A 24,240-nucleotide genomic window follows, 5' to 3' on the forward strand; every position below is an offset into this window, starting at 1 on the left:
GATGCCCGTGCCGAGGCCGGACGGGGTGACCCCGTCGAGGATGATGTCGGCGAACACATCCGCCGTGAGCTGCGTCAGGGTGCGTTCCTCCCCCAGCCCCTGCAGGCTCAACGCCGCGAGCATCACCGCCGCCGCGTTCGCCTCGAAATACTCCCCGAGGGCCTCCTGCTCTTCGATGAATGAGGGCTTCATGACACACACGCTACGGGCACCCACCGACATTGCCCGCGGCATCCGCCCACCCACAGGCACCCTGTGGATAACCCGATCAGGCCGTGATTGTGGAGGGATCGGCGGGTGGTGAAATGCCCGCTCAGAACCGGTGCTGCAACACCCAGTTGTGCATGGTGACGGCCGCGGCGGCCGACGCGTTGAGCGAGCGGGTGGAGCCGAACTGGCTGATCTCGACGACGGCATCCGCTGCCTCGATCGCTTCGGGAGAGAGGCCGGGACCCTCCTGCCCGAACAGGAGCACGCAGCGCTCGGGGAAGCGGAACGTTTCGATGATCACGCTGCCGGGCACGTTGTCGATGGCGATGATCGGCACGGTCTCGGCGGCGGCCCACTCGACGAAGGATGCGACATCCGGGTGGTGCAGCACGTGCTGGTACCGGTCGGTGACCATGGCCCCGCGCTTGTTCCACCGCTTGCGCCCGATGATGTGCACCGTGTCGGCGGCGAACGCGTTGGCGCTGCGCACGATCGAGCCGATGTTCATGTCGTGCTGCCAGTTCTCGATGGCGACGTGAAACGGATGCCGCTTCTCGTCGAGGTCGGCGACGATCGCGGCCATGCTCCAGTAGCGGTAGCGGTCGATCACGTTGCGCGTGTCGCCACGCTCGAGCAGCTCGCGGTCGTAGAACGACTCCTCGGGCCACTCTCCGGCCCAGGGTCCGACGCCGTGGGTGGACAGTTCGGGCGTGGGGTTCTGCGGTTCTTGCACCGGTCCACCGTATCCCGCCGGGCACCGCAGGGCGTGCCGGGCATGCCGTCGGGTACTCTGGCCTGCAGGGTTCGCGTTTCGCCGGCTCGCACCCCGCCCGGAAGGAACCAGCACCATGCATCCCACGCTCTTCGGTATCGACTTTCTCGACTCGGAATGGCTGATCGGCTGGTTCGGGTCGTTCGTGCTGCTGGGCGTCGCCGGCGTCGTCTTCGTCGAGACCGGCTTCATCGTCTTGTCTTTCCTGCCCGGAGACTCGCTCCTCTTCACCGTGGGACTGCTCACCGCCACCGGGGATGTGCCGTTCCCGATCTGGGTGACCTGCCTGGTCATCTTCATCGCCGCGTTCTCCGGCGACCAGCTTGCCTATTACATCGGTCGCAAGGCCGGTCCCGCCGTCTTCGCCCGCGAACAGAACCGCCTGTTCAACCCGAAGAACGTGGAACGCACCAACGCGTTCTTCGCCAAGCACGGCGGCAAGGCCGTCATCATCGCCCGCTTCCTGCCTGTGTTCCGTGCGTTCGTGCCGGTCGCCGCCGGCGTCGGCCGGATGAAATACCGCACCTTCGTGCTCTTCAACCTGGTCGGTGCCTTCGCCTGGGGTGTCGGCCTCACCCTCGTCGGATTTCTGCTGGGCCAGATCGAGTTCGTGGCGAAGTACTCCGAATTCTTCATCATCGGCATCGTGCTGCTCTCGGGCGTGCCGATCCTGTCCGAGCTCTACAAGGCCGGCCGCGAGACGATGCGCACCCGCGGCACGAGTGCCGTGCCCATTACCACGATCCCCGAGGACCTGCGCGAGGAGTAGCGTCAGTTCAGCGTCAGCGAGGCCAGGTGGGCGATCCGGTTCCACAGGGGTGCGTTTCCGGCCCTCGTCGAGGTAGCCGCTGAGGATGGCCCGCCGCACGTAGGCCTCGGCCCCACCGACCGTGAACCCGTTTCCTCACTCTGCTTGCGTACTCAAACGCACGACCGCGCCGAAACGTTGCTGTGCCCAGCCGCCCAAACAGACGCTGATCTTTCGGCGCACCTAAATCTGCCCTATCCTTCCGGTGTGGCGAAAAACAACATGCGCACGGATGCGAGGAAGCCGGTCCCGGAGATCGCCACCGTGGCATCCTCTCACCTGCTCTGGTTGCTCGGCCCTGCCCTCGTCGCGGGCGTGGCCTACCTCGACCCCGGCAACGTCGCCAGCAACATGACGGCCGGCGCCCGCTACGGCTACCTGCTGGTCTGGGTGGTCGTGGCCGGCAACGTGATGGCCTGGCTGATCCAGTACCTCTCGGCCAAGCTCGGCATCGTGACCGGCACGAGTCTGCCGGAAATCCTCGGGCGACGCATTCGGCGCCCGCTCACCCGCCGCCTCTACTGGGTGCAGGCGGAACTGGTGGCCATGGCCACCGACCTGGCCGAGATCATCGGCGGCGCGGTCGCCCTGAACCTACTCTTCGGCCTCCCCCTGCTCGCCGGCGGCGTGATCACCGGGGTCATCTCGATGATCGTGCTCACGGTGCAGACCCGCCGCGGCCCGCGCACCTTCGAACGCGTCATCGTGGCACTGCTGCTCATCATCACCGTGGGCTTCGCGGCCGGGGTGTTCTTCGCTCCGCCGGATGCCGGCAGTGTCGTCGCCGGCCTCGTGCCGCGGTTCGAGGGCGCGAATTCGGTGCTCCTGGCCGCGTCCATCCTCGGCGCGACGATCATGCCGCACGCCATCTACGCCCACTCCGCGCTCACCCGGGACCGATTCCCCGTCGTGGCGGGCGGCCCGGCAACGCGACGCCTGCTCTGGGCCACCAAATGGGACGTCACCATCGCGATGGCCATCGCCGGCACGGTGAACCTGTCGATCCTGCTGCTTGCGGCATCCGCTCTGCAGGGCGTCGCCGGGACCGATACGCTCGAGGGCGCCCACGCCGCCCTCGAGGCAACCCTCGGGCCCGTGATTGCGACGGTGTTCGCGGTCGGGCTGCTCGCTTCCGGGCTGGCGTCCACCTCGGTCGGAGCGTACGCGGGCGCGGAGATCATGCACGGCCTGTTGCACGTGCGCGTGCCGCTGCTGGCGCGCCGCGTGGTCACCCTCATTCCCGCGCTGCTGATCCTGGGCGTGGGTTTCGACCCGACCGAGGCCCTGGTGCTCAGCCAGGTCGTCCTGTCGTTTGGCATCCCGTTCGCGCTGATCCCCCTGGTCTGGCTCACCATGCAGCGCGGAGTGCTCGGCGAACATGCCAACCGCTGGTACACGACGGTCGCCGGGGCCGTCTGCGCCCTGCTTCTGGTGGCCCTGAACGTGGTGCTGCTCGTGCTCGTGTTCACCGGGGCGTGATGAAACACCCCACACCCGCGGCCGAGGACTACCTCAAGACCATCTACGCGCACACCGAATGGCAGCCAAGTCCGATCACGCCTTCGGTGCTGGCCGCGCGGCTGGGGGTGGCGCCGTCGTCGGTCACCGAGATGGTGAAGAAGCTCGCCGCCGGAGGCCTGATCGAGCACGTCCCCTACGGGCCGCTCACCCTGAGCCGGACCGGTTTCCTGCGGGCAACCGCGGTGGTGCGCCGGCACCGGTTGGTCGAGACCTGGCTCGTGCGGGAGATGGGCTACGACTGGCACGAGGTGCACGACGAGGCGGAAGTGCTCGAGCATTCGATCTCGGACCGGCTGCTGGCGGCGATCGACGACCGGCTCGGGAATCCGTCGGCCGACCCGCACGGGGACCCGATCCCGGCCGAAGACGGCAGCCTGACCCGGCCGGACGCCATCCTGCTGGCCGAGGCCGCACCCGGCCACGTCGGGGAGGTCGTGCGCATCAGCGACCGCGACCCGGACATCCTGCGCGACCTTGCCGTGCACCGGGTCGGCCCGGGAACCCGGCTCACCGTTCTCGAACCCGGCGTGGTGCGGCTACCTGGCGGCGGAATCCGTCGGCTGTCGTCTGCGGCGGCCCGGTCGATCTGGCTCACCTCGTAACCGTCCGGAAACCTCGCGCCGCTAGGCTTGTTCCCGAACCGAGGGAGCACCCAATGACACGCCGCGAAGACATCGAATGCTGGCTCACCGATATGGATGGCGTGCTCGTGCATGAAAACAGTCCGTTGCCGGGAGCGGCGCAGCTGCTGCAGCAGTGGAGCGACGCCGGCACGCCGTTCCTGGTGCTCACGAACAACTCGATCTTCACCCCCCGGGACCTCAGTGCCCGCCTGCGCGCCTCGGGCCTGAACGTGCCCGAAGACCGCATCTGGACCTCCGCGCTGGCGACGGCCGACTTCCTCCGCTCCCAGGCACCCGGCGGCACCGCCTTCGTGATCGGTGAGGTCGGGCTCACGACCGCCCTGCACGAGGCGGGCTTCATCATGACCGAGACGAACCCGGACTACGTGGTGGTGGGCGAAACCCGCAACTACTCGTTCGAGGCCATCACCAAGGCGATCCGACTGCTCTTGAACGGTGCCCGCTTCATTTCGACGAACCCGGATGCGACCGGCCCCAGTTCGGACGGCCCCCTGCCCGCCACGGGTGCGATCTCGGCCCTGATCACCAAGGCCACCGGCATGGAGCCCTATGTGGTGGGCAAGCCGAACCCGATGATGTTCCGCTCGGCGATGAACAAGATCGGCGCGCACTCGGAGAACACGGCCATGATCGGTGATCGGATGGACACCGACATCATCGCCGGGATCGAGGCCGGGCTGCACACCATTCTCGTGATGACCGGCATCAGTGACGACGCTGAGGTGCACCGCTACCCGTTCCGCCCGGACGAGATCCTCTCCGGCGTGCACGAGCTGGTCTCCAAGGAGCCCGTGGAGTCCGACGCGATCTAGGTTCGGTCGCTCCCGTCGCAGCCGGGCGGCAGACGTCGGTGACGGATGCTCCGGAGCGGTTATGCGGCGGGTCCCGGTCCGGGGCCCGCGATGCTCGCGTTCATCGGCTCGCCGGAGGCCCGGCTCACGAAGCAGTAGTAGGAGCGGCCGCCATCGGACCACTGTTCCTCGGTGATCGGGTAACTACCCTGCACCTGCACGTCGTCGTAGGCCGAGGCCGCGGCCAGGTCGATGACGCCGGTCGCGCTGCAGAGCAGGTTGATCTGCCCGGCCAGCTCGGCCTCGCCAGGGAAGGCTGTGGCGGCATCCCCGGCAAACACACCGCGGTACACGAGCTGAGCTGCATGCGGGGTGGCGCAGTCGGCGACCGTGAACTCCTCTTCCCAGGGTGTCACGTACGGCTGCAGACATTCGCCGCCGAACAGGGTGTCCCACTGGTGCACGCCGACCGGCTGCGGGCCGGTGGCCTCGGGCGGCGCCGACGGCGCCGCACTCGGGGTGGCGCTCGGGGCAGGTGTGGCGCTGGACGTGGCCACCGCAACGGGGGCAGGGTCGCCGCCGGCCAGGCTCTGCCCGAGGAAGAACAGTGCCGCCAGCGCGAGCACGAGCACCAGGCCGCCGACGCTCCAGATCAGAAGCCGGGGTCTGCCGGGGCGGCTGCCTCCGGGCGGGCGACCGGCCGAGGCAGGCCGCGCGGCACCGGCACCGGACAGCGCCGCGTCCACGGCGGAACGCCGGCCGTTCGCTCCGACCGGAGTGGCCACGCCCGACGAGGAGTTCGTGCCCGACGAGGGGCGCGGGGATACCGCGCCGAACGGACTCGTCGGGCCCGACGCGGGCCGCGGAGTGGTGGCAGCAGTACTCGCACCGGCGTGGGTACCGGCCCCCGCCCCGGCTGGTGCGGGTTCGGGGGAAGCAGTGGCGGCGGACACGGGCGCGCCGGACAGGTGGGCCGGCGGTGCGGTGGGCGCGGCGCGGGCCGCAGCCGAGGCCTGCGCCGCCGTCTCGGCCAGCCGTGTGCCTGCACGGGCGTCCGGTGCTCGGACGGCTGTCTTCGGCGCCGGGATGGCTGCCGCGGCTAACGGGGCACCCGAGGCGGCAACAACGGCCGCGGCTCCCGCCGCAACTCGTGCCTCGGCTCCAGCGATCCCGGCGGCGTCGCGGGCCTGGCCCGCGAGCGGGGCCGGAACCGACAGCGACGCGGCCAGTCGTGCGCGAAGACGGCCGCGGGCGGAGACCGGAGCCGGCAGCGCGGCCGGCTCGGGGTCGGGAGCAGGCGGCGTGCGCCCGGCCAGCAGATCGGCGGCCGCAATCTCCTCGGCGGTCAGCTCGAGCGGTGACTGCGTGACGGTGGTCCACCACGGCGCCGGTGCGAGATCGGCTTTCTCCGAACGGATGCCGCCGCTCCGGTCAGACTCGTCCGGCCCGGTCCCGCCGGGCACCGGCAGGGGCGCGGGAGCCTCGACGGGTGCCAGAGGTGCCGGTGCCGACGCGTCGGGCGCCCACGGGGTGGGCCGCGAAGCTGAGGCCGAGCGTGTTTCGGCGGGCGTCAGTTCCGAGGCCGAGTCAGCCGTGAGCGCGGCGGACGAAGCGGCCGACCTGACAGCGGCCGAGGGCGCGAACGCGGCCGGCTGGAGCTCGGAAAACGCGGCCGCAGACGAGGACGCGGCCGCAGTCGACTCGGCAGACGAAGCAGCACCGGAAGCAGCGGCACCGACTGCGGAAGCAGCACGCGCCGGGTTTGCGGGCGTCAGGACGAACAGGGCAGCGGTCGTGATCGGCACGGTTCCTGTCACATTGGCCGGCCCCGCAGACGAAGGCGTCGCTCCAGCCGAAGGCGTCGCTCCCGACGAAGGCACAGGAGCGGCCGGAGGCGCCGGAGCAGGACCAGCCGCAGCAGCGGCGGCCCGAGCCGCGGCACCCTTGGCGAGCCGAGGGTCAGGCTGGGAGGTCGGCTTGAGCCCCCAGAGGAAGACGCCGGTATGGGTCGACGGCTCGGCGGGTGCCGGTGGAACAATGCGGGAGGTTCTCGGCCACCGCGGCGACTGGCGGGGCGAATATTCATCCGGCAGGGCCGGGCGCGCACCGTCACCGAGCTGAGATGCCAGCCACTTCATTCCGTCCTCGCCGGGCACCTCGTCTGCGGGCACTAGTTCAGCCCCAGGTCCTCAAGGCCGATCGCGGCGTAGTAGGGGTAGCCCGCGGCTTCGATCACTTCGCGCGCGCCGGTGTTTCGGTCGACCACGACGGCTACGCCGGCGATGATCGCACCGACCTTGAGGAGCGCGTCGATCGCCGCCAGGGGCGAACCGCCCGTGGTGGACGTGTCCTCGAGCACGACGACGCGCTTGCCGGCGAGATCAGGTCCCTCGACCTGCTTGCCCCGGCCGTGGTCCTTGGGCTCCTTACGCACGACGAAGGCGTCATACGCGGCCCCGCGGGCCACGCCCTGGTGAAGGATGGCCGCCGCCACCGGGTCGGCGCCCATGGTCATGCCGCCGACCGCGGTGACATCCGGGATGTGCGCGATCAGGTCGAGCATGACCTGGCCGATCAGTGGGGCGACGCGGTGGTCGAGGCTGACCTTGCGCAGGTCGACGTAATACGTCGCCTTCTTGCCGCTGGTCAGGGTGAAGTCCCCGTGAAAAACGGCCTCGGCTGAGATGTGGGCGATGAGCTGCTGGCGTGTGTCCGTCACAGGACCAACTTTAGGCCATCGGCCGGTCGGTGAACCTGAAGCAGGCGTTGCTCTAGAAGATACGAACGAGCTTGCGCTCGGGAACGCGGCGGAATCCGTCCTTGTGCACGTCGACGACGACGGCAACGACGGAGGAGATGACGATGAGAACGAGAACGGCGAGAAGAACAAACACGGTCGTACCTTTCGGGAAATGGGGTTGAGTGTCGGGGAGACGGAGGCACCATTGCACGAGTTCGACGTAGATAGTTCATCATCTTTAACCTTGCAGCACAATCGCATAGTTCTGCACGGAGTGTGTAGCGTTACTACATGGATGTCCAACGACTCGAACTTCTCCGCGAACTGGCCGAACGCCACAGCATCACTGAGGTTGCCCGCGCCACGCACCGTACGCCATCCGCTGTCTCGCAGCAGCTGAAAGTGCTCGAACGCGAGGCCGGCCTGCCGCTCACCGAGCGCAGCGGTCGCGGCCTCATTCTGACGGATGCCGGCCGCGCCCTGGCCCGCAGCGCAACGGATGTCGCGGTCGCCCTCGCCCGCGCCCGAGCGGTCTGGGACGAGTTCCGCAACGACGCCACCGGCGAGGTGAGCCTGGTCACGTTTCCGACCGCGGGCGAGATGCTGCTGCCGGGCGCGGTGAAGGCCATCGCCGCCGTGCCCGGACTCGTCGTCACCTGCACCGATAAGGACCCGGAACTGAGCGACTTCCCCGCGCTCACGGCGGAGTACGACATCGTGCTCGCCTACAGCCTGCGCGGCCAGCTCCCCTGGGGCGGTCGGGGCCTGACGGTGGTCCCGCTGATGACCGAGCCGCTCGACGTCGGGGTGCCGGCCGACCACCGGCTGGCCTCCCGGTCGTGGATCACTCCGGCGGACGTCATCGGCGAGACCTGGATCGGCGCGCCGACCGGCTACCCGTTTGAGCGCATCCTGCACCAGATCGAGCAGAAGGCCGGCAGCCAGATCACCGTCGCCCAGCAGTTCGCCGACCTGCGAGTGATCGAGGCGTTCGTCGTGGCAGGCCTCGGCATCGCCCTGGTGCCCCGGTACACCTGGGGCGGCGACCAGCCGGGCCGGCTCGTGCTCAAGCCGCTGCGCGGGGTGGACGCCGAACGCCAGATCGTGGCGCTGATGCGCCCCGACCGGGCCGAGCGCCTCGCCGTGCGCACCGTTTTGGAGGTGCTCCGCACCGAGGCCGCCCGCGTGCAGGCCAAGCACTCCCTCATCCCCTAGGCGTTCTGTGGGAAGCCCAGGTTGATGCCGCCGTGGCTCGGGTCCAGCCACCGGCTCGTGATGGCCTTCTCCCGGGTGTAGAAGGCGATCCCGGCCGGGCCGTAGGCCTTGGCGTCGCCGAACAGGGAGTCCTTCCAGCCGCCGAACGAGTGGTAGGCCACGGGCACCGGGATCGGCACGTTGATGCCGACCATGCCGACCTGCACCTCGTTCTGGAACCGTCTGGCCGCACCGCCGTCGTTGGTGAAGATGGCCGTGCCGTTGCCGTAGCGGCTGCGGTTGATCAGGTCGAGCCCCTCGGCGTAGCTGGCGACCCGCACGATGGAGAGCACCGGGCCGAAGATCTCGTCGAGGTAGACGTCCGAGTCCGTGCTGACCCTGTCGAAGAGGGTCGGGCCGAGCCAGAATCCGCTCGCGTCACCGTCCACCTCGATGCCGCGGCCGTCCACGACGACCTCGGCTCCGTCGGTCTGGGCGAGGTCGATGTAGGAGGCCACCTTGTCGCGGTGTACCTTCGTGATCAGAGGTCCCATATCGCATCCGCGCATGCCGTCGCCCACCTTGAGACCCCTCAGCCGTGCGGTGATCTTCGCGACCAGGTCGTCAGCGACCGGTTCCACGGCCACCACCACGCTGATTGCCATGCAGCGCTCACCGGCCGAGCCGAAGCCGGCGTTGACCGCGGCATCCGCGGCCAGGTCCAGGTCCGCGTCGGGCAGCACGAGCATGTGGTTCTTCGCGCCGCCGAGGGCCTGCACGCGCTTGCCGTGGTGGGCGGCCGTCTCGTAGATGTACTGCGCGATCGGCGTGGAGCCGACGAACGAGATCGCCTGCACGTCGGGGTGCACGAGCAGGGCGTCGACGGCTTCCTTGTCGCCGTGCAGGACGTTGAGCACACCGGCGGGCAGGCCGGCCTCGGTCATCAGGGCAGCCATCCAGTTCGACGCGGACGGGTCTTTCTCGCTCGGCTTGAGCACGACCGTGTTGCCGGCGGCGATGGCGATCGGGAAGAACCAGAGGGGCACCATGGCGGGGAAGTTGAACGGGCTGATGATGCCCACCACGCCGAGCGGCTGGCGCAGCGTGTAGACGTCGACGCCCGTGGACACGTTCTCGGAGTACTCGCCCTTGCTCAGGTGCGGCATGCCGAGCGCGAACTCGACGACCTCGAGGCCGCGCGCGATCTCGCCGAGCGCATCCGAGGTGACCTTGCCGTGTTCGGCGGTGAGGATGTCGGCCAGCTCGCCTTTGCGCGCGTTCAGCAGCTCGCGGAAGTTGAACATCACGCCCTGGCGCTTGGCTTGGGATGTGTCGCGCCAGAGCGGATAGGCGGCGTGGGCGGAGGCGACGGCGGTGTCGACGTCGGTGGCACTGGCCAGGATCACGTTCTTCGCGACGGCGCCGAGGGCGGGGTTGAAGACGGGCGCGGTGCGGGTCGAGGCTCCCCGGAGGGGAGCCCCGTCGACCCAGTGGGTGATGAGGGGCAGTTCGGTCATGGGCGTTCGTCTCTCTTCATTCTCTTCATCGAGTCGGGGTGAGGGTGAGCGGGGCGTCAGCCGAGCAGGTCGAGGCTGAGGACCTCGTCATAGATAGTGAGCGCCTCGGCGACCTCGGCGTCGGTGACGACGCAGGGCGGCACCACGTGGATGCGGTTCTCGGCCAGGAACGGCAGCAGGTTGCGGGCCAGCAGCTCCGATTTGATCCGGCCCATCACGGCGCCGCTGAGCGGCTGGCGGGTCTCCCGGTCGGAGACGAGTTCCATCGCCCAGAACACGCCGACCCCGCGCACCTCTCCGATGATCGGGTGCTTGGCCGCCAGTTCGGCGAGCCCGGGCGCGAGCACGTCGCGCCCGATTCGGGCGGCGTTCTCCACGATGCCCTCGTTCTTCATGGCATCCAGGGCCGCCACGATCGACGCCATCGCCAGCGGATGTCCGCTATAGGTGAGTCCGCCGGGATAGACCGTGGTGTCGAAGTCGTGGGCGATGGGGTCGGAGATGATCACACCGCCGGTGGGCACATAACCGGAGTTGACGCCCTTCGCGAAAGCGATCAGGTCCGGCACCACGTCGAAGCCGTCGAACGCGAACCAGTTGCCGGTGCGGCCGAAGCCGGCCATCACCTCGTCGAGGATCAGCATGATGCCGTACCGGTCGCAGAGGGCCCGCACGCCGGCGAGGTAGCCGGGCGGCGGCACGAGCACGCCGGCGGTGCCGGGGATGGATTCCAGCAGCACGGCCGCGATGCCGGCGGGTCCCTCACTCTGGATCACGTGCTCGAGGTGGCGCAGGGCCCGCTCCGACTCCTGCTCGGGGCTGGTCGCCCAGAACTCGCTGCGGTAGAGGTAGGGGCCGAAGAAGTGCACGTGCCCGCGGGCGAACTCATTCGGGATGCGGCGCCAGTCGCCGGTCGCGACGATGGCCGCGCCCGTGTTGCCGTGGTACGAGCGGTAGGTGGAGAGCACCGTGTCGCGGCCCGTGTGCAGGCGCGCCATGCGGATCGCGTTCTCGATCGCATCCGCCCCGCCGTTGGTGAAGAAGACCTTGTTGAAGCCCTCCGGCGCCCGTTCGACGACGCGCTGAGCAGCCTCGCCGCGGGACAGGGTCGCCGTGGAGGGCGCCACCGTGGTGAGCCGACCGGCCTGCTCGATGATGGCCGCGGTGACGGCCGGATGCTGGTGGCCGATGTTCACGTTGACGAGCTGGCTGGAGAAGTCCAGATAGCTGCGCCCGTCATAATCCCAGACCCGGGAGCCCTGCCCGCCGGCGATCACCAGCGGTTTGAGGGCCCCCTGGGCCGACCAGGAGTGGAAGACGTGCGCCCGGTCAAGGTCGTAGGCGAGCTCGTTGCGGCTGGCCGTGGCGCTCGGGGAAGTGATGTCATTCACGAATATCGGGTTCTTTCTCTCTGCGTTGAGATGGTGAGGTCGTGGATCGCCCACCTTCAGTGTGACCTCGATCGGCTTGAAGTCTGCACCATTCACCTGGATCGGGTCATTTCTTTGCCACGATGGGCTCGGTCATCGCCGGGATCACGGTCTCCCCGTAGACGCGCATCGTTTCTTCCTTGTTGTCGTGTTGCAGGTAGCCGGCGAACTGGTCGACGCCGATGGCGCGCAGGGCCTCGAGCTTCTCGATGTGGTCCTTCGCGGTGCCGAGCAGACAGAACCGGTCGATGATCTCGTCGGGCACGAATTCGGCGTGCGCGTTTCCGGGACGGCCGTGCTCGTTGTAGTCGTAATCCTGCCGGCCAATGATGTAGTCGGTGAGGGCCTTCGGCACAGAAGATTCGGTGCCGTACTTGGCGACGATGTCAGCCACGTGATTGCCGACCATGCCGCCGAACCAGCGGCACTGGTTGCGCATGTGGCCCCAATTGTCGCCGATGTACATGGGCGCGGCCACGCAGAACTTGACCGCCATCGGGTCGCGGCCGGATTTCGCCGCGGCCTCCCGCACGGTCTTGATCATCCACTCGGCCACGTCGAGATCGGCCATCTGCAGGATGAAACCGTCGCCGACCTCGCCCGCGAGTTTGAGCGCGAGGGGCCCGTAGGCCGCCACCCACACATCGAGGGTGGAGCCGCGGCTCCACGGGAACTGCAGGGTCGCGCCGTTGTATTCGACCGACCGGGAGTTCGCGAGTTCCCGGATCACATGCACCGACTCGCGCAGCGTCTTCAGGGTCGTGGGGGTTCCGTTGATGACCCGTACCGCCGAATCCCCGCGGCCGATGCCGCAGATGGTGCGGTTGCCGTACATCTCGTTCAGCGTCGCGTAGGTGGAGGCTGTGACCGTCCAGTCGCGGGTGCCCGGGTTCGTGACCATGGGTCCGACGATGATCCTGTCCGTCTCAGCGAGGATCCGGCTGTAGATGACGTAGGGCTCCTGCCAGAGCAGATGCGAGTCGAACGTCCAGACGTGGCTGAAGCCGTGCGCCTCGGCCAGTTTGGCCAGGTGCACGGTGCGGGCGGATGGGGGGTTGGTCTGCAGCACTGCTCCGAAGTCCATCTGGGGTCCCGCCTAGATCAGGTACTGGCTCAGGCCGCGCTTGACGAACCGGCCGTCACCCGTGGAGCCGAGATAGGAGTTGTCGTCGATGATGACCTTGCCGCGGGACAGAACGGTGTCGACGTGACCGTCGATCTCGTAGCCTTCCCAGGCGGAGTGGTCCATGTTCATGTGGTGGGTCTTGCCATTCCCGTTGACGGGCAGGCCGATCGAGGTGTGGCCGTTCGGGTCGTAGATCACGATGTCGCCGTCGGCGCCCGGCTGGATGACCCCCTTTTTGCCGTACAGCCCGAACATCCGTGCCGGGGTGGTCGCGGTGATCTCCACCCAGCGTTCGAGCGAGATGCGGCCGTTGACGACGCCCTGGTAGAGCAGGTCCAGGCGGTGCTCGACCGAGCCGATGCCGTTCGGGATCTTCGAGAAGTCGCCGAGGCCCAGCTCTTTCTGCCCCTTCATACAGAACGGGCAGTGGTCGGTGGAGACCATCTGGATGTCGTTGGTGCGCAGGCTCTGCCACAGGTGGTCCTGGTGGCCCTCGGCCCGCGAGCGCAGCGGCGTGGAGCAGACCCACTTCGCGCCCTCGAACCCGGGTGCCCCGAGATTCTCCTCGAGCGACAGGTAGAGGTATTGCGGGCAGGTCTCCCCGAACACGTTCTGGCCGTGGTCCCGGGCGGCGGCGATCTGCTCCACGGCCTGCTTGGCGCTCACGTGCACCACGTAGAGCGGCGCCCCGGTGAGGTTCGCGAGCATGATCGCGCGGTGGGTGGCCTCCTCCTCCAGCTGCCAGGCGCGGGCGACGCCGTGGTAGTAGGGGTCGGTCTTGCCCTCTGCGAGCAGCTGCGTGACGAGCACGTCGATGGCCGGGCCGTTCTCGGCGTGCATCATGGTCATCAGCCCGGTCTCGGCGGACTTCTGCATGGCGCGCAGGATCTGCGCGTCATCCGAGTAGAAGACGCCGGGGTAGGCCATGAACAGTTTGAAGCTGGAGATGCCCTCGTCCAGCAGCCCGTCCATCGCCTGCAGCGAGTCCTCGTTGAGGTCGCCGATGATCTGGTGGAAGCCGTAGTCGATGGCGCAGTTGCCGGCCGCCTTCTCGTGCCAGGCCGCCAAACCGTCGAAGACCCGCTGGCCGTAGCTCTGCACCGCGAAGTCGACGATGGTGGTGGTGCCGCCCCAGGCCGCGGCCCGGGTGCCGGTCTCGAAGGTGTCGCTGGCCGCGGTGCCGCCGAACGGCAGCTGCATGTGGGTGTGCGCGTCGACGCCGCCGGGGATCACGTACTTGCCGGTGGCGTCGATCACACGGTCGACGGATGCGGCGAGGTCGTTCCCGAGGAGGGCCGAGCCCGGTGCCAGCACGGCGACGATGATCTCGCCGTCGATGAGGACATCCGCCCGCACCCGGCCGGTCGCGCTGACCACGGTGCCGTTCTGGATCAGGATCGTCACAATGCACCCCTGGCTACGGCCGGGCGATCGGGCCGTAGGAGTCAGGACGGCGGTCCCGGTAGAACTGCCACGAGTTGCGCACCTCTCGGATGACACCCAGGTCGAGGTCGCGGATGACGACCTCCTCGGTGTCGGTGGAGGCCACCTCGCCGACGTAGTTGCCGCGCGGGTCGACGAAGTAGGAGCTTCCGTAGAAGGTGACGGCGTCGGCGCCGAACTCCTCGGTCTCGGTACCGATGCGATTGTTGGCGCCGATGTAGTACTGGTTGGCGACGGCGGCGGCCGGCTGCTCGAGCTCCCAGAGCCGGTTCGAGAGGCCGGGCTTGGTGGCCGAGGGGTTGAAGACGATCTCGGCGCCGTTCAGGCCGAGCACGCGCCAGCCCTCCGGGAAGTGCCGGTCGTAGCAGATGTAGACGCCGATCTTGCCGACCATGGTGTCGAAGACGGGGTAGTCGGCGTTCCCGGGGCGGAAGTAGAACTTCTCCCAGAACTGGGGCAGGTGGGGGATGTGGTGCTTGCGGTACTTGCCGAGGTAGGTGCCGTCGGCGTCGATCACGGCGGCCGCGTTGTAGAGCACCCCGGGCTGCTCCTCCTCGTAGATGGGGAGCACGATCACCATCGTGTGCTCGGCGGCGAGCTTCTGGAACCGCTCCACGAGCGGTCCCGGCACGCTCTGCGCGTAGTCGTAGTACGTGGCGTCCTGCACAATGCCGAAGTAGGGGCCGTGGAACAGCTCCTGGAAGCAGATCACCTGCACTCCCGCTTCGGCGGCGGTGCGCACGAATCCCTCGTGCTTCTGGATCATCGACTCCTGATCGCCCGTCCACTCGGTCTGGGTGATTGCGGCCCGAACTACAGTCATCTTGTCTCCACATTCGCCAGTGACGGAACAACGTCAAGCCGAACGACAGCGTCCGGGCTTGTTATTCTTCGACGCAAACATTTGGTGCTGTTTCTCTGTGTGACCAACGCGTTTATCATCCTGTCGAGTGAATCTGCCGGTGGCAAGGATTCATGCAAACCGTTATCGTCGCGGCCCAGCACGGAGGCACTGGCCGACCGAGTATCACTCGATCGCGCCTACAATGGGGGTAATGCCTCGTCCGCTGCTGGAGTTCTCGGACAACTTCGACACAGAAAACGGGGACGTCTCAGTTCACCCCGAGAGGTTCGCCGTCGGGGCCACTCATCCGCCGCGACGACGCCGGAAATTTTCGGTGCGCGCCGCGCTGCTGGCGCCGTGCGTATCGGATCAGTAAAACTCCTGTCCTGCTTTGACATGACGTCATCGACTCGCCGGCAGGTTGTGAATAATCGAGATTGGAATCCACACCATGGCACGCACAGAAAACGGAAAAGTCGCACTCGTTACCGGTGGTGGACAGGGAATTGGTCAGGCCATTGCTGAGCGGCTCCACGCTGACGGCTTCAAGGTCGCCATCGCCGACCTGAACCGTGCGACCGCAGGCGCAGTTGCAGATTCCCTGGGAGGTAAGGAGGGCGGAGCACTCGCGCTGCACGTCGATGTCTCCGACCGAGACAGCGTGTTTGCCGCGGTCGAGCAGGCTGTCACGGAGCTCGGCGGCTTCGACGTCATCGTCAACAACGCCGGCATCGCCCCCACGTCTCCACTCGATGACATCACCCAGGAAAGCATCGCACAGATATTTTCCATCAACTTCAACGGCGTGGTGTGGGGCATTCAGGCAGCCACCAAGGCGTTCAAAGAGCTCGGCCACGGTGGCAAGATCATCAGCGCTGCGTCCCAGGCCGGTCATGTCGGGAACCCCGGCATCGCGTTGTACTCGGCCACCAAGTTCGCCATTCGTGGCCTGTCCCAGACAGCCGCCAAGGACCTGGCCCAATTCGGCATCACGGTCAACACCTTTGCTCCCGGCATCGTGAAGACGCCCCTCATGGAGGAGCTCGCGAAAAAGGTGGCAGCCGACGCGGGCCAGTCGGAAGAGTGGGGCTGGGATCAGTTCACGAACGGCATCGCCCTCGCCCGCCTGTCCGAAGCGTCCGAGGTCGCGGGGGTCGTTTCGTTCCTGGCTGGCCCCGACTCCGGCTACATCACTGGACAGTCGATTCTGGTCGACGGCGGAATGGTCTTCAACTAAGCGGAGGACGAGACTGACTCACCCCGGCCCGGCGACTGGCCGCATCGAGTATCCGGGGCGCGCCGGACATCCGTCGCCTCATGCCCCGCTCGCCCGGGATGGGCCGCGCCGGAGTTCTGGCCTAGGCTGAAAGAAGACCGCCGGTTGGCTCTGACCGGTTGAGCCGGCCCCGACTTGGGCGGCAGGTCGCCGACACATGCTCGGTCGCACCCTTCCTGCCCCGCAGTTCTCCCTGTGCTCGCCAGAGCGGGTGAATCGTCGCTGTGGCGCGCGCATACCGACGATTCACCAGCTCTCGCAACCCTGAACCGGATCGGTAACATGTCCCAATTACGTTTGTTCCGTGGTCCCCTGCTGGTGGTCGTTGCTGCGGCTGCCCTGCTGTCGAGCGGATGCGCTGCGGCGAGTCCCGCCGCCGCGCCCAGTGCCGCGCCGGGCGCGAGCGCCGGCACGCGTGGGGGCTACCCGATCACGATCGACAACTGCGGCACCGACGTGACCGTGGAAGCCGCACCCGAACGGATCGTGACGATCAAGTCGTCGACGACAGAGCTGCTGCTCGCACTGGACCTCGGCGATCGCATCGTGGGCTCGGCGTTCCTCGACGGCCCGCTGCCGGCATCCCTCGCAAAGGCTGGCGGCGATCTGAACGTGGTCAGCGACTTCGTGCCCGGCCAGGAGGCCGTGCTCGGACTCACGCCCGACTTCGTCTACGGCGGCTGGGAGTCCAACTTCTCAGCCGAGGGCGTGGGCGAACGCCAGAGCCTCACCGACCTCGGCATCGGCAGCTACGTATCCCCCGCCGCCTGCAAGGGTGAGGGCTACATGCCTGACCCGCTCACTTTCGACTCCGTGTTCGCCGAGATCACCGAGGCCGGCGCGATCTTCGGCGCCGAAAAGGCCGCGGCCGACCTGGTCGCCGACCAGCAGAAGACCCTCGCGGCCCTTGACCCCGCCGCCGCGGACACCACCGCGCTCTGGTATTCCAGCGGCACCGACACGCCCTACGTGGGCGCCGGCATCGGCTCACCCAACATGATCATGGCGGCCGCAGGCCTGACCAATGTGTTCGCCGACGTGCAGGACACCTGGACCTCGGTCGGGTGGGAGTCGGTCATCGAGGCGAACCCGGGCGTGATCGTGCTCGTCGACGCCATATGGAACACCGCGGAGTCGAAGATCGCGAACCTCGAGACGAACCCGGCCACGCAGCAACTCGACGCCGTGAAGAACCAGCGCTACATCGTGCTGCCGTTCGCGGCCACCGAGGCCGGCATCCGCAACGTCGACGCCGCCGCGTCAACCATCGAACAGCTCGACGCGCTCGAGTAGACGACGGCCGGCTAGCGACCGGCGCCAGAGCAGGACGCACGACGCACGACGCACGACAGGACAGCACCACCAGGACAGACACGACGGAACAGGCGAGGCAGGTGGATCGGGTGGATCGGGTGGAGCTGCAGCAGCCGGAACGCACGGCGGCCCAGAGCCGTCGCGTGGCCGGGCGCGCGCGCTACCTGGGCTGGCTCGCCCTGTCGGTCCTGGCCCTCGTGCTCACGGCGGGGCTGGCCGTGACCATCGGTCCGGCCGACGTGAGCCTGACGGATGTCGCCGCGAGCCTCGCCCGGCACCTCGGCCTGCCGGGCGCCGCCGGGGTGGCGCCGCTGACCGACTCGATCGTGTGGCAGCTGCGCCTGCCGCGCGTGCTGACGGCGGCCGCGGTCGGCGCGGGGCTCGCGCTCTGCGGCGCGGTGATGCAGTCGGTGACTCGCAACCCGCTGGCGGACCCCTACCTGCTCGGGCTGTCGAGCGGGGCCTCTCTCGGCGCGGTCTGTGTGATCGTTCTCGGCGTCGCGGTGGCGCTGCCGGCCGCGGCGTTCCTCGGCGCGTTGGCAGCCCTCGTCGCCACGCTCAGCATCGCGCGGGTCGGCAATACGATCACGCCCGGGCGGGCGGTGCTCTCGGGCCTGGCCATTGCGCAACTGGGTGCGGCCGGCACGTCCTTCATCATCTTCTGGGCAGCCAAGGGCGACTCCTACCGGGAGATCCTCAACTGGCTGCTGGGCTCGCTGGCCGGCAGCTCGTGGTCGAGCGTCGTCATCTCGGGCACCGCCCTCGTGGTGGTCGGCGCCGGGATCGTGCTCTCGGCCACCCGTCTGGACGCATTCACCTTCGGGGACATCGCCGCGGCATCCCTCGGCATCAACGTCAACGGCACCCGGTGGATGCTGCTCGGCGCGGTGGCGCTGCTGACCGGCGCCATGGTGGCCGTGAGCGGGGCCATCGGCTTCGTCGGCCTGATCCTGCCGCACCTGGTGCGCGGCCTGAGCGGGCCCGGCCACCGCCGCCTGCTGCCGCTGACCGTGGTGCTCGGCGCCCTGTTCCTGATCGTGGCCGACACGGTCGCCCGCACGGTGTTCGACCCGCGCGAGCTGCCCGTGGGCATCATCACCGCGCTGATCGGCGTGCCCGTCTTCATCGTGCTGATCAAGAGCAGAAGGGCCGCAGCATGGTCGTGATCCTCGACCGGGTGTCGTTCCAGGTCGACGGCACCCCGATTCTGACCGATGTGTCGGCGGTCGTGCCCACGGGCGCGGTGACCGGCCTGCTCGGACCCAACGGGGCCGGCAAGTCCACCCTGTTGCGCCTGATCGCAGGGCTGGAGACGCCGGATGCCGGCGGCGTCGAACTCGACGGAGCGCGCTCCGGCAGAGGGTCCGGTCTGTCGCGGCGCGAGACCGCCCGGCGGGTGGCGCTGCTCGAGCAGAACGCCGCGCCCAGCGTCGACCTCACGGTGCGCGAGGTCGTGCTCCTCGGCCGGATCCCGCACCGCAGCCGGGTGCTCGGCAGCTTCGGCGACGACGACGACCACCGGGTGGCCGAGGAATCACTCGCCGTGGTCGGCGGCAGCGACCTCGCCGATCGGGCGTGGCATACGCTCAGCGGCGGCGAGCAGCAGCGCGCGCAGATCGCCCGAGCGTTGGCGCAGCGGCCGAGTCTGCTGCTGCTGGACGAGCCGAACAACCACCTCGATGTGAGCGCCCAGCTCGGACTGCTCGGGCAGGTGCGCGGGCTCTGCGCGGGCGCGGCCGGCACGGGCCTGACCGCGATCATGGCCCTGCACGACCTGAATCTGGCCGCCGCGTTCTGCGACCAGATCCTGCTGCTGCACCACGGGCGACTGGTCGCGGCCGGAACCCCCGAGGCGGTGTTGCGGCCGGCGACCATCGCGGAGGTCTACGGCGTGGACTGCGACGTGATCCCCCATCCGCGCGGCGGGCATCCGGTGATCGTGTTCTCTCCATCCACGCCGATTCCGGCCTTCCCGCCTCCCCGTGAACCCGAAGTCACCCAGCACGAAAGAGCGCACCGATGACGACCATCACTGTTCTGGCCGGCGGCATCGGCGGCGCCCGGTTCACCCGCGGGCTGCTGAAGCACCTGGCGGCAACCGAGCCGGAGGCGACGGTGACGGTGATCGTGAACACGGGCGATGACATGTGGCTGGACGGGCTGCGCATCTGCCCAGACCTCGACACCGTGATGTACACCCTCGGCGGAGGCATCAACGAGGAACAGGGCTGGGGGCGGCCCGAGGAGTCCCGCCGCGCCTCCGCTGAGATCGCCGCCTACGGGCGTGGCTGGTCCTGGTTCACGCTCGGCGACCTGGATCTGGCCACCCACATCGTGCGCAGCGACCTGCTCCGGAACGGCTCCACGCTGAGCGAGGCCACCGAGTTCCTCTGCCGCCGCTGGCAGCCCGGGGCGCGCCTGCTGCCGATGAGCGACATCCCCGTCGAGACACATGCCCGACTGGCTATGGATGCCGATGAGCACCGGGCCGGCGAGCTGATCCACTTCGAGGAGTGGTGGGTGCGCTATCGCGCCGGCGTCCCGGTGACCGAGTTCGTGCAGGTCGGACGTGAGGCCGCCGTGCCCGCGCCGGGCGTCGTCGACGCCATCCTGACGGCCGACCTGGTGATCCTGCCGCCGTCGAACCCGGTCGTCTCGGTCGGTACGATCCTCGCCGTACCGGGTATCCGGGACGCCCTGCGTTCCAGCGCCGCCGCGGTGGTCGGCGTCTCGCCGATCATCGCGGGCGCGGCCGTGCGCGGCATGGCCGACGCCTGCCTGCACACCATCGGCGTCGAGACTTCGGCCGAGGCCGTGGGCCTGCACTACGGCTCCCGCGCCGCGGGCGGCGTGCTCGACGGGTGGCTGGTGGACGAGACGGATGCCGGTGCGCTGCCGGCGCTGGCGGCCGCCGGCATCTATTCGGTCGCCGTGCCGCTCTGGATGCGGGATGCCGCGACAACCATGCGGCTAGCGGCGGACGCGGTCGCCCTCGCTCGCGGCACCTTCTCCTTCGTCTGAGCGGCAGTGGGCGGACACGTAGCCTCGAAGATTTTCGTGACACGCCGTTCGCGGCGCCCGCTCACCCGGCGTTGTGCGAAAAATCTCCGACTGTAGCGACGCGCCGATCAGCGGGCGGCGGCCGACCCCGGGGCCTCGACGACCCGGAGGGTGTGCGGCCCGACGCCGAGCCGCTGCGCCACCGCAAGGTCGGCGGCGGTATCGACGTCGTGACGGATTGAAACGGATGCCGCCAGCAGGAGCGGCACATGGCCGGCGGCCTCATGGGCCGCCCGAGACCCAACCCCGAACCGAGGCTCGATCAGGATTCCGGCGAGCGCGAGCAGAGTCGTGGTTCCGGTTCCGGCCGCGTCGGGCACCAAACTGCGATCGTGCGCGGCGGCGAGGTGCAGAGTGCGCTCGACATCCGCGGGCGTCAGCGCCGGCAGATCGCCGGTCAGCACGGCCAGGTTCGCCTCCGGAAATGCCCCGCGGGCAACCATCAGCCCCTGCCGGATTGCCGCGTTCAACGGGTCCGCGGGCAGGATCGATTCGCGCGCCGGGGCCTCGCGCACGATGTCGACCCCGAGCTCGGCCAGCCGACCCGACAGTTCACCGTCGCCCGTGACGACCAGCACCCGGTCGACACCATTCGCCGCCAGCAGGGCCGCGACGGTGTCGAGAGCGAAGGCATCCGCCAGCCCGGCCCGATCGGGCCGCTTGCCCAGCCGGCTCTTCGCCCCGGGGTTGCCCTTGACGGGCACGATCGCCACCCAGCTCATTCGGTGACGGACACGACGGATGCCGCGTCGACGGCGGCAGCGGCCAGCCCCGCCGCGTACCCTTCCGAGAAACCCTCGGCGTGCGCCTCGGCGCTCCCCAGCCGGAACATGTCGTTCTCGCTCGGCCGCAGCAGCCGGGTCGCTCCGCGCGCATCCGCTTCGTCGGGCTCGCCCACGAGGCGACGGAGCCCGCGCACGACAGCGACCGGGTTTCCGCTGGTCTTGCCCTTCACCAAATCGGCCGCGCCGGCGATCTCATCGGCGACCGCGGCGACGGTCACGTCGAGGCGCCGACCGGTCGCATCGGTCGTGCCGCGCAGGTCGTCGAGAACCGTGACTCCGGCGGCGCCGATCGCGATGTCGGTCTGGCCCTCACGCCACGGGCGCCCGACGGTGTCGGTGATCAGCACGCCGAGCCGCAGGCTGGTGCGTTCGTGGAGGGCTGTGCAGAGGGCGCGCGCGGAAGCATCCGGATCGACGGGAAGGAGCAGCACGAACCCGTCGGGGGTGTTGCTCGCGTCGACGCCGGCCGCGGCCATCACCAGGCCCTGGCGGTTCTCGACGATCCGCGTCATCCCGCCGGGAAAGGCGCGGGTCGCGACGACCCGCACCGTCTCGTCGGTGATCGCCTGCTCCCGATCGGCCGCCCGCATCTGGCGGCCCTCGGCCTTTGACACGATCTTGCTTGTCACCGCGAGAATGTCGCCGTCGCGCAGGCGGTTGCCTGCCGCGTCGGCGATGAGCGCAGCGAGGTCTGCGCCGGCCTCGACCTCACCGATGCCCTCCAGCACGAAAACGTGCAGGCCGGTTGGTTCTGGCACCACTAGCGCACGAGCTTCGGCAGCACGGATGCGCCGAAAACGTCGATCCACTGGCGCTGGTTGCGGCCCACGTTGTGCAGATAGATGCGGTCGAAGCCGAGGTCGACGAACTTCTGGATGTAGGCCCGGTGGTCGTCGGGGTCGGCCGAGATGATCATGCGGCCCTCGAAGTCCTCGGGGCGAACGAGTTTGGCGATCTGCTCGAATTCGAACGGTGAACGGATATCCCCCTTCGGGAACTTCATCCCACCGTTCGGCCACTCGATCAGGGCGTTCCGCATGGCCTCCTCGTCGGTTTCGGCCCAGCTCATGTGCAGCTGCAGCACCTTGGGCATAGCGGCCGGGTCCTTGCCGCCATCCCGGGCGCCGTCGTCGAACTTGCCGAACAGCATCGAGATCTTTTCCAGCGGGGCTCCGACCGTGATCAGGCCGTCGGCGTGACGCCCGGCGCGCTTGGCCGTGACCGGGCCGGCGGTGGCGACGAGAATCTCCGGGGCCACCTCGGGCATGGTCCAGAGCCGGGTCGACTCGAGCTTGTAGAACTGGCCGGAGTGCTTGACGTCCTTGCCTGCGATGGAGGCGGTGAACAGCTTGGAGATGATCTCAATGGCCTCGAACATGCGGTTGATGCGCTCGGGGGCTTCCGGCCAATACTGGCCGACGATGTGCTCGTTCAGTGCTTCGCCGGAGCCGAGGCCGAGCCAGTGCCGGCCGGGGTACATCGAGGCGAGCGTCGCGGAGGCCTGCGCCACCATCGCCGGATGCCACCGGAAGGTGGGCGCGGTGACGCCGGGGCCGAGGTCCCCCTTCGTGCGCTCACCGATCGCCGCGAGCACGCTCCAGACGAACGAGGACTCACCCTGGGCGGGCACCCACGGTTGGAAGTGGTCGGCCGCCATCACCCCGGTGAACCCGTGTTCCTCGGCGTAGGCCGACAGGGCCACCGCCTCCGCGGGAGCGAACTGCTCCAGCATCGCCGCGTAGCCGATCTGCAAATCCGTCATGGGTACCGCCCTGTCTTTCGTTGTGGTTCGATCCTGTCACTCCCGGCTCCGAGAACTCCCCTCCCCACCCGGAAACGCCCGAGCGGCATCCGTCAGGGGGCATCCGTCAGGGGGCATCCGTCACCGGGCATCCGTCAAATAGGCTGGAAGCATGCGCATCGCCACTTGGAACGTCAACTCCATCCGTGCCCGAGTCGGCCGGGTCGTCGACTGGATGGTGCGCGAAGACATCGACGTGCTCGCGATGCAGGAGATCAAGTGCAAGCCCGAGCAGTTCCCGGCGCAGGCGTTCGAGGACGCCGGCTACGAGCTGGCCGTCCACGGCCTCAGCCAGTGGAACGGCGTCGCGTTCGCCAGTCGCCACGAGATGACGGATGTCGCCACCGGCTTCCCCGGCATGCCCGGCTTTCTGAAGGGCCAGGAGGGTCCCGGCCTCCCGCTCGAGGCCCGGGCGCTCGGCGTCACGGTGGAGGACCTGAGGTTGTGGAGCCTGTACGTTCCGAACGGACGCGGCATCGACGACCCGCACTTCGCCTACAAGCTGGACTGGCTGGAGCGCCTGCGCGCGCACGCCCGGGACGAACTGGCTCGCGACCCGCACCTGGCCCTCGCACTGATGGGCGACTGGAACGTGGCCCCGTTCGAGCGTGACATGGGTGACCCGAGCTTCGTTCCCGGCGAATCCACTCACATCTCCGAGCCCGAGCGAACCGCGTTCCGCGCGTTCGAGGCAGAGGGCATCCTCGATGTGGTGCGCCCGCTGGCTCCGGAGGGTTACACCTTCTGGGATTACAAACAGCTGCGGTTCCCCCGCAACGAGGGCATGCGGATCGACTTCATCCTCGGCTCCCCTGCGTTCGCGGAACTGGTGACCGCGGCGAGCATCCACCGCAATGAGCGCAAGGGTGATGCGCCGAGCGACCACGTTCCCGTGGTCGTGGAGCTGGCCCTCGAGGGCGAGGACGACGACCGCCCGATGATCTTCTAACCGGCGCACCGAGCC

The 24,240-nt window shown here is 68.7% G+C and carries 24 protein-coding genes; 11 read left to right on the forward strand and 13 right to left on the reverse strand.

The features are described 5' to 3' along the window. Positions 1 to 192, reverse strand: a 192-nt coding sequence (locus E3O18_RS05850; RefSeq protein WP_134417710.1) for a hypothetical protein, incomplete at its 3' end; no start/stop codon positions are given. A 121-nt stretch (positions 193 to 313) separates the two neighbouring features. Next, positions 314 to 943: an RNA methyltransferase gene (locus tag E3O18_RS05855; RefSeq protein WP_134393870.1), complete on the reverse strand. Its 630-nt coding sequence runs from the start codon at positions 941 to 943 to the stop codon at positions 314 to 316. 115 nt (positions 944 to 1,058) lie between these two features. Here E3O18_RS05855 and E3O18_RS05860 point away from each other — a divergent pair, with 115 nt between their 5' ends. The 4 genes from E3O18_RS05860 to E3O18_RS05875 all read left to right on the forward strand — a co-directional run bounded on the left by E3O18_RS05860 (position 1,059) and on the right by E3O18_RS05875 (position 4,767). Next, the gene (locus E3O18_RS05860; protein ID WP_134393871.1) at positions 1,059 to 1,751 is read left to right on the forward strand and encodes a VTT domain-containing protein; all 693 of its coding nucleotides are present in this window, start codon (positions 1,059 to 1,061) and stop codon (positions 1,749 to 1,751) included. A gap of 261 nt (positions 1,752 to 2,012) precedes the next feature. Beyond that, a complete protein-coding gene (locus tag E3O18_RS05865) occupies positions 2,013 to 3,269 on the forward strand; it encodes an Nramp family divalent metal transporter (RefSeq protein WP_134393954.1) in 1,257 nt (418 codons plus the stop codon). Beyond that, complete coding sequence (locus E3O18_RS05870; RefSeq protein ID WP_134417712.1) at positions 3,269 to 3,913, forward strand: metal-dependent transcriptional regulator; 645 nt, start codon at positions 3,269 to 3,271, stop codon at positions 3,911 to 3,913. The genes E3O18_RS05865 and E3O18_RS05870 overlap by 1 nt, the downstream gene beginning before the upstream one ends. A 53-nt stretch (positions 3,914 to 3,966) precedes the next feature. Further along, the gene (locus tag E3O18_RS05875; RefSeq protein ID WP_134393873.1) at positions 3,967 to 4,767 is read left to right on the forward strand and encodes an HAD-IIA family hydrolase; all 801 of its coding nucleotides are present in this window, start codon (positions 3,967 to 3,969) and stop codon (positions 4,765 to 4,767) included. Between the two features lie 59 nt (positions 4,768 to 4,826). Here E3O18_RS05875 and E3O18_RS05880 read toward each other — a convergent pair whose 3' ends face one another. From E3O18_RS05880 to E3O18_RS16755, 3 genes are all read right to left on the reverse strand, one after another. Next, a complete protein-coding gene (locus E3O18_RS05880; protein ID WP_134397074.1) occupies positions 4,827 to 6,551 on the reverse strand; it encodes a hypothetical protein in 1,725 nt (574 codons plus the stop codon). A 365-nt stretch (positions 6,552 to 6,916) separates the two neighbouring features. After that, a complete protein-coding gene (pyrE, locus tag E3O18_RS05885; protein WP_104170664.1) occupies positions 6,917 to 7,465 on the reverse strand; it encodes an orotate phosphoribosyltransferase in 549 nt (182 codons plus the stop codon). Between the two features lie 52 nt (positions 7,466 to 7,517). Further along, positions 7,518 to 7,640, reverse strand: a complete 123-nt coding sequence (locus E3O18_RS16755) for a hypothetical protein (protein ID WP_255408580.1) — start codon at positions 7,638 to 7,640, stop codon at positions 7,518 to 7,520. Between the two features lie 137 nt (positions 7,641 to 7,777). On the opposite strand from E3O18_RS16755, the gene E3O18_RS05890 reads away from it, so the two are divergent. Continuing rightward, positions 7,778 to 8,701 carry a LysR family transcriptional regulator gene (locus tag E3O18_RS05890; RefSeq protein WP_134417713.1) on the forward strand — a complete coding sequence of 308 codons (924 nt, stop codon included), beginning with the start codon at positions 7,778 to 7,780 and terminating at the stop codon, positions 8,699 to 8,701. Here E3O18_RS05890 and E3O18_RS05895 read toward each other — a convergent pair. The 5 genes from E3O18_RS05895 to E3O18_RS05915 form a co-directional block, all read right to left on the reverse strand. Beyond that, a complete protein-coding gene (locus tag E3O18_RS05895) occupies positions 8,698 to 10,197 on the reverse strand; it encodes a CoA-acylating methylmalonate-semialdehyde dehydrogenase (RefSeq protein ID WP_134393635.1) in 1,500 nt (499 codons plus the stop codon). The genes E3O18_RS05890 and E3O18_RS05895 overlap by 4 nt on opposite strands. Before the next feature lie 56 nt (positions 10,198 to 10,253). After that, the gene (locus E3O18_RS05900) at positions 10,254 to 11,588 is read right to left on the reverse strand and encodes an aspartate aminotransferase family protein (RefSeq protein WP_241976504.1); all 1,335 of its coding nucleotides are present in this window, start codon (positions 11,586 to 11,588) and stop codon (positions 10,254 to 10,256) included. Between the two features lie 106 nt (positions 11,589 to 11,694). Beyond that, positions 11,695 to 12,711 (reverse strand): TIGR03842 family LLM class F420-dependent oxidoreductase, encoded by a 1,017-nt coding sequence (locus E3O18_RS05905; protein ID WP_134393636.1) that lies wholly within the window; start codon positions 12,709 to 12,711, stop codon positions 11,695 to 11,697. 12 nt (positions 12,712 to 12,723) lie between these two features. Beyond that, positions 12,724 to 14,160, reverse strand: a complete 1,437-nt coding sequence (gene hydA, locus E3O18_RS05910) for a dihydropyrimidinase (protein WP_134393699.1) — start codon at positions 14,158 to 14,160, stop codon at positions 12,724 to 12,726. A gap of 10 nt (positions 14,161 to 14,170) precedes the next feature. Beyond that, positions 14,171 to 15,019: a nitrilase-related carbon-nitrogen hydrolase gene (locus E3O18_RS05915; protein WP_134393637.1), complete on the reverse strand. Its 849-nt coding sequence runs from the start codon at positions 15,017 to 15,019 to the stop codon at positions 14,171 to 14,173. A gap of 472 nt (positions 15,020 to 15,491) precedes the next feature. On the opposite strand from E3O18_RS05915, the gene E3O18_RS05920 reads away from it, so the two are divergent. From E3O18_RS05920 to cofD, 5 genes are all read left to right on the forward strand, one after another. Then, a complete protein-coding gene (locus E3O18_RS05920) occupies positions 15,492 to 16,277 on the forward strand; it encodes a (S)-acetoin forming diacetyl reductase (RefSeq protein WP_134393638.1) in 786 nt (261 codons plus the stop codon). A gap of 321 nt (positions 16,278 to 16,598) precedes the next feature. Next, entirely contained in the window at positions 16,599 to 17,609 is a 1,011-nt protein-coding gene (locus E3O18_RS05925; protein ID WP_134393639.1) for a putative F420-0 ABC transporter substrate-binding protein, read from the forward strand. 164 nt (positions 17,610 to 17,773) lie between these two features. Then, a complete protein-coding gene (locus E3O18_RS05930) occupies positions 17,774 to 18,796 on the forward strand; it encodes a putative F420-0 ABC transporter permease subunit (protein ID WP_134393700.1) in 1,023 nt (340 codons plus the stop codon). Next, on the forward strand, positions 18,787 to 19,653 hold the full coding sequence (locus E3O18_RS05935; protein ID WP_134417714.1) for an ATP-binding cassette domain-containing protein: 867 nt from the start codon (positions 18,787 to 18,789) through the stop codon (positions 19,651 to 19,653). Before E3O18_RS05930 ends, E3O18_RS05935 begins: the two co-directional genes overlap by 10 nt. After that, complete coding sequence (cofD, locus tag E3O18_RS05940) at positions 19,650 to 20,651, forward strand: 2-phospho-L-lactate transferase (protein WP_134393641.1); 1,002 nt, start codon at positions 19,650 to 19,652, stop codon at positions 20,649 to 20,651. Before E3O18_RS05935 ends, cofD begins: the two co-directional genes overlap by 4 nt. Positions 20,652 to 20,758: 107 nt before the next feature. Here cofD and cofC read toward each other — a convergent pair whose 3' ends face one another. From cofC to E3O18_RS05955, 3 genes are read right to left on the reverse strand one after another with little or no spacing between them, the layout of a single operon-like run. Continuing rightward, on the reverse strand, positions 20,759 to 21,412 hold the full coding sequence (gene cofC, locus E3O18_RS05945) for a 2-phospho-L-lactate guanylyltransferase (RefSeq protein ID WP_134393642.1): 654 nt from the start codon (positions 21,410 to 21,412) through the stop codon (positions 20,759 to 20,761). Further along, positions 21,409 to 22,233, reverse strand: coding sequence for a coenzyme F420-0:L-glutamate ligase (gene cofE / locus E3O18_RS05950; protein WP_198410564.1), 825 nt, complete (start codon positions 22,231 to 22,233; stop codon positions 21,409 to 21,411). Before cofE ends, cofC begins: the two co-directional genes overlap by 4 nt. 2 nt (positions 22,234 to 22,235) lie before the next feature. Next, positions 22,236 to 23,237, reverse strand: coding sequence for a TIGR03557 family F420-dependent LLM class oxidoreductase (locus E3O18_RS05955; RefSeq protein WP_134393643.1), 1,002 nt, complete (start codon positions 23,235 to 23,237; stop codon positions 22,236 to 22,238). 151 nt (positions 23,238 to 23,388) lie between these two features. On the opposite strand from E3O18_RS05955, the gene E3O18_RS05960 reads away from it, so the two are divergent. Continuing rightward, positions 23,389 to 24,225, forward strand: a complete 837-nt coding sequence (locus E3O18_RS05960) for an exodeoxyribonuclease III (RefSeq protein WP_134393644.1) — start codon at positions 23,389 to 23,391, stop codon at positions 24,223 to 24,225. Positions 24,226 to 24,240 lie beyond the last annotated feature (15 nt).

This window comes from Cryobacterium sp. TMT2-42-4 (assembly GCF_004402645.1).
GTDB lineage: Bacteria > Actinomycetota > Actinomycetes > Actinomycetales > Microbacteriaceae > Cryobacterium > Cryobacterium sandaracinum.

Coding starts and splice junctions, on each gene's coding strand:
- E3O18_RS05860 (WP_134393871.1), top strand. CDS start 1,059: ATGCATCCCACGCTCTTCGGTATCGACTTTCTCGACTCGGAATGGCTG.
- E3O18_RS05865 (WP_134393954.1), top strand. CDS start 2,013: ATGCGCACGGATGCGAGGAAGCCGGTCCCGGAGATCGCCACCGTGGCA.
- E3O18_RS05870 (WP_134417712.1), top strand. CDS start 3,269: ATGAAACACCCCACACCCGCGGCCGAGGACTACCTCAAGACCATCTAC.
- E3O18_RS05875 (WP_134393873.1), top strand. CDS start 3,967: ATGACACGCCGCGAAGACATCGAATGCTGGCTCACCGATATGGATGGC.
- E3O18_RS05890 (WP_134417713.1), top strand. CDS start 7,778: ATGGATGTCCAACGACTCGAACTTCTCCGCGAACTGGCCGAACGCCAC.
- E3O18_RS05895 (WP_134393635.1), bottom strand. CDS start 10,197: ATGACCGAACTGCCCCTCATCACCCACTGGGTCGACGGGGCTCCCCTC.
- E3O18_RS05905 (WP_134393636.1), bottom strand. CDS start 12,711: ATGGACTTCGGAGCAGTGCTGCAGACCAACCCCCCATCCGCCCGCACC.
- E3O18_RS05915 (WP_134393637.1), bottom strand. CDS start 15,019: ATGACTGTAGTTCGGGCCGCAATCACCCAGACCGAGTGGACGGGCGAT.
- E3O18_RS05920 (WP_134393638.1), top strand. CDS start 15,492: ATGGCACGCACAGAAAACGGAAAAGTCGCACTCGTTACCGGTGGTGGA.
- E3O18_RS05925 (WP_134393639.1), top strand. CDS start 16,599: ATGTCCCAATTACGTTTGTTCCGTGGTCCCCTGCTGGTGGTCGTTGCT.
- E3O18_RS05935 (WP_134417714.1), top strand. CDS start 18,787: ATGGTCGTGATCCTCGACCGGGTGTCGTTCCAGGTCGACGGCACCCCG.
- cofD (WP_134393641.1), top strand. CDS start 19,650: ATGACGACCATCACTGTTCTGGCCGGCGGCATCGGCGGCGCCCGGTTC.
- cofC (WP_134393642.1), bottom strand. CDS start 21,412: ATGAGCTGGGTGGCGATCGTGCCCGTCAAGGGCAACCCCGGGGCGAAG.
- E3O18_RS05955 (WP_134393643.1), bottom strand. CDS start 23,237: ATGACGGATTTGCAGATCGGCTACGCGGCGATGCTGGAGCAGTTCGCT.
- E3O18_RS05960 (WP_134393644.1), top strand. CDS start 23,389: ATGCGCATCGCCACTTGGAACGTCAACTCCATCCGTGCCCGAGTCGGC.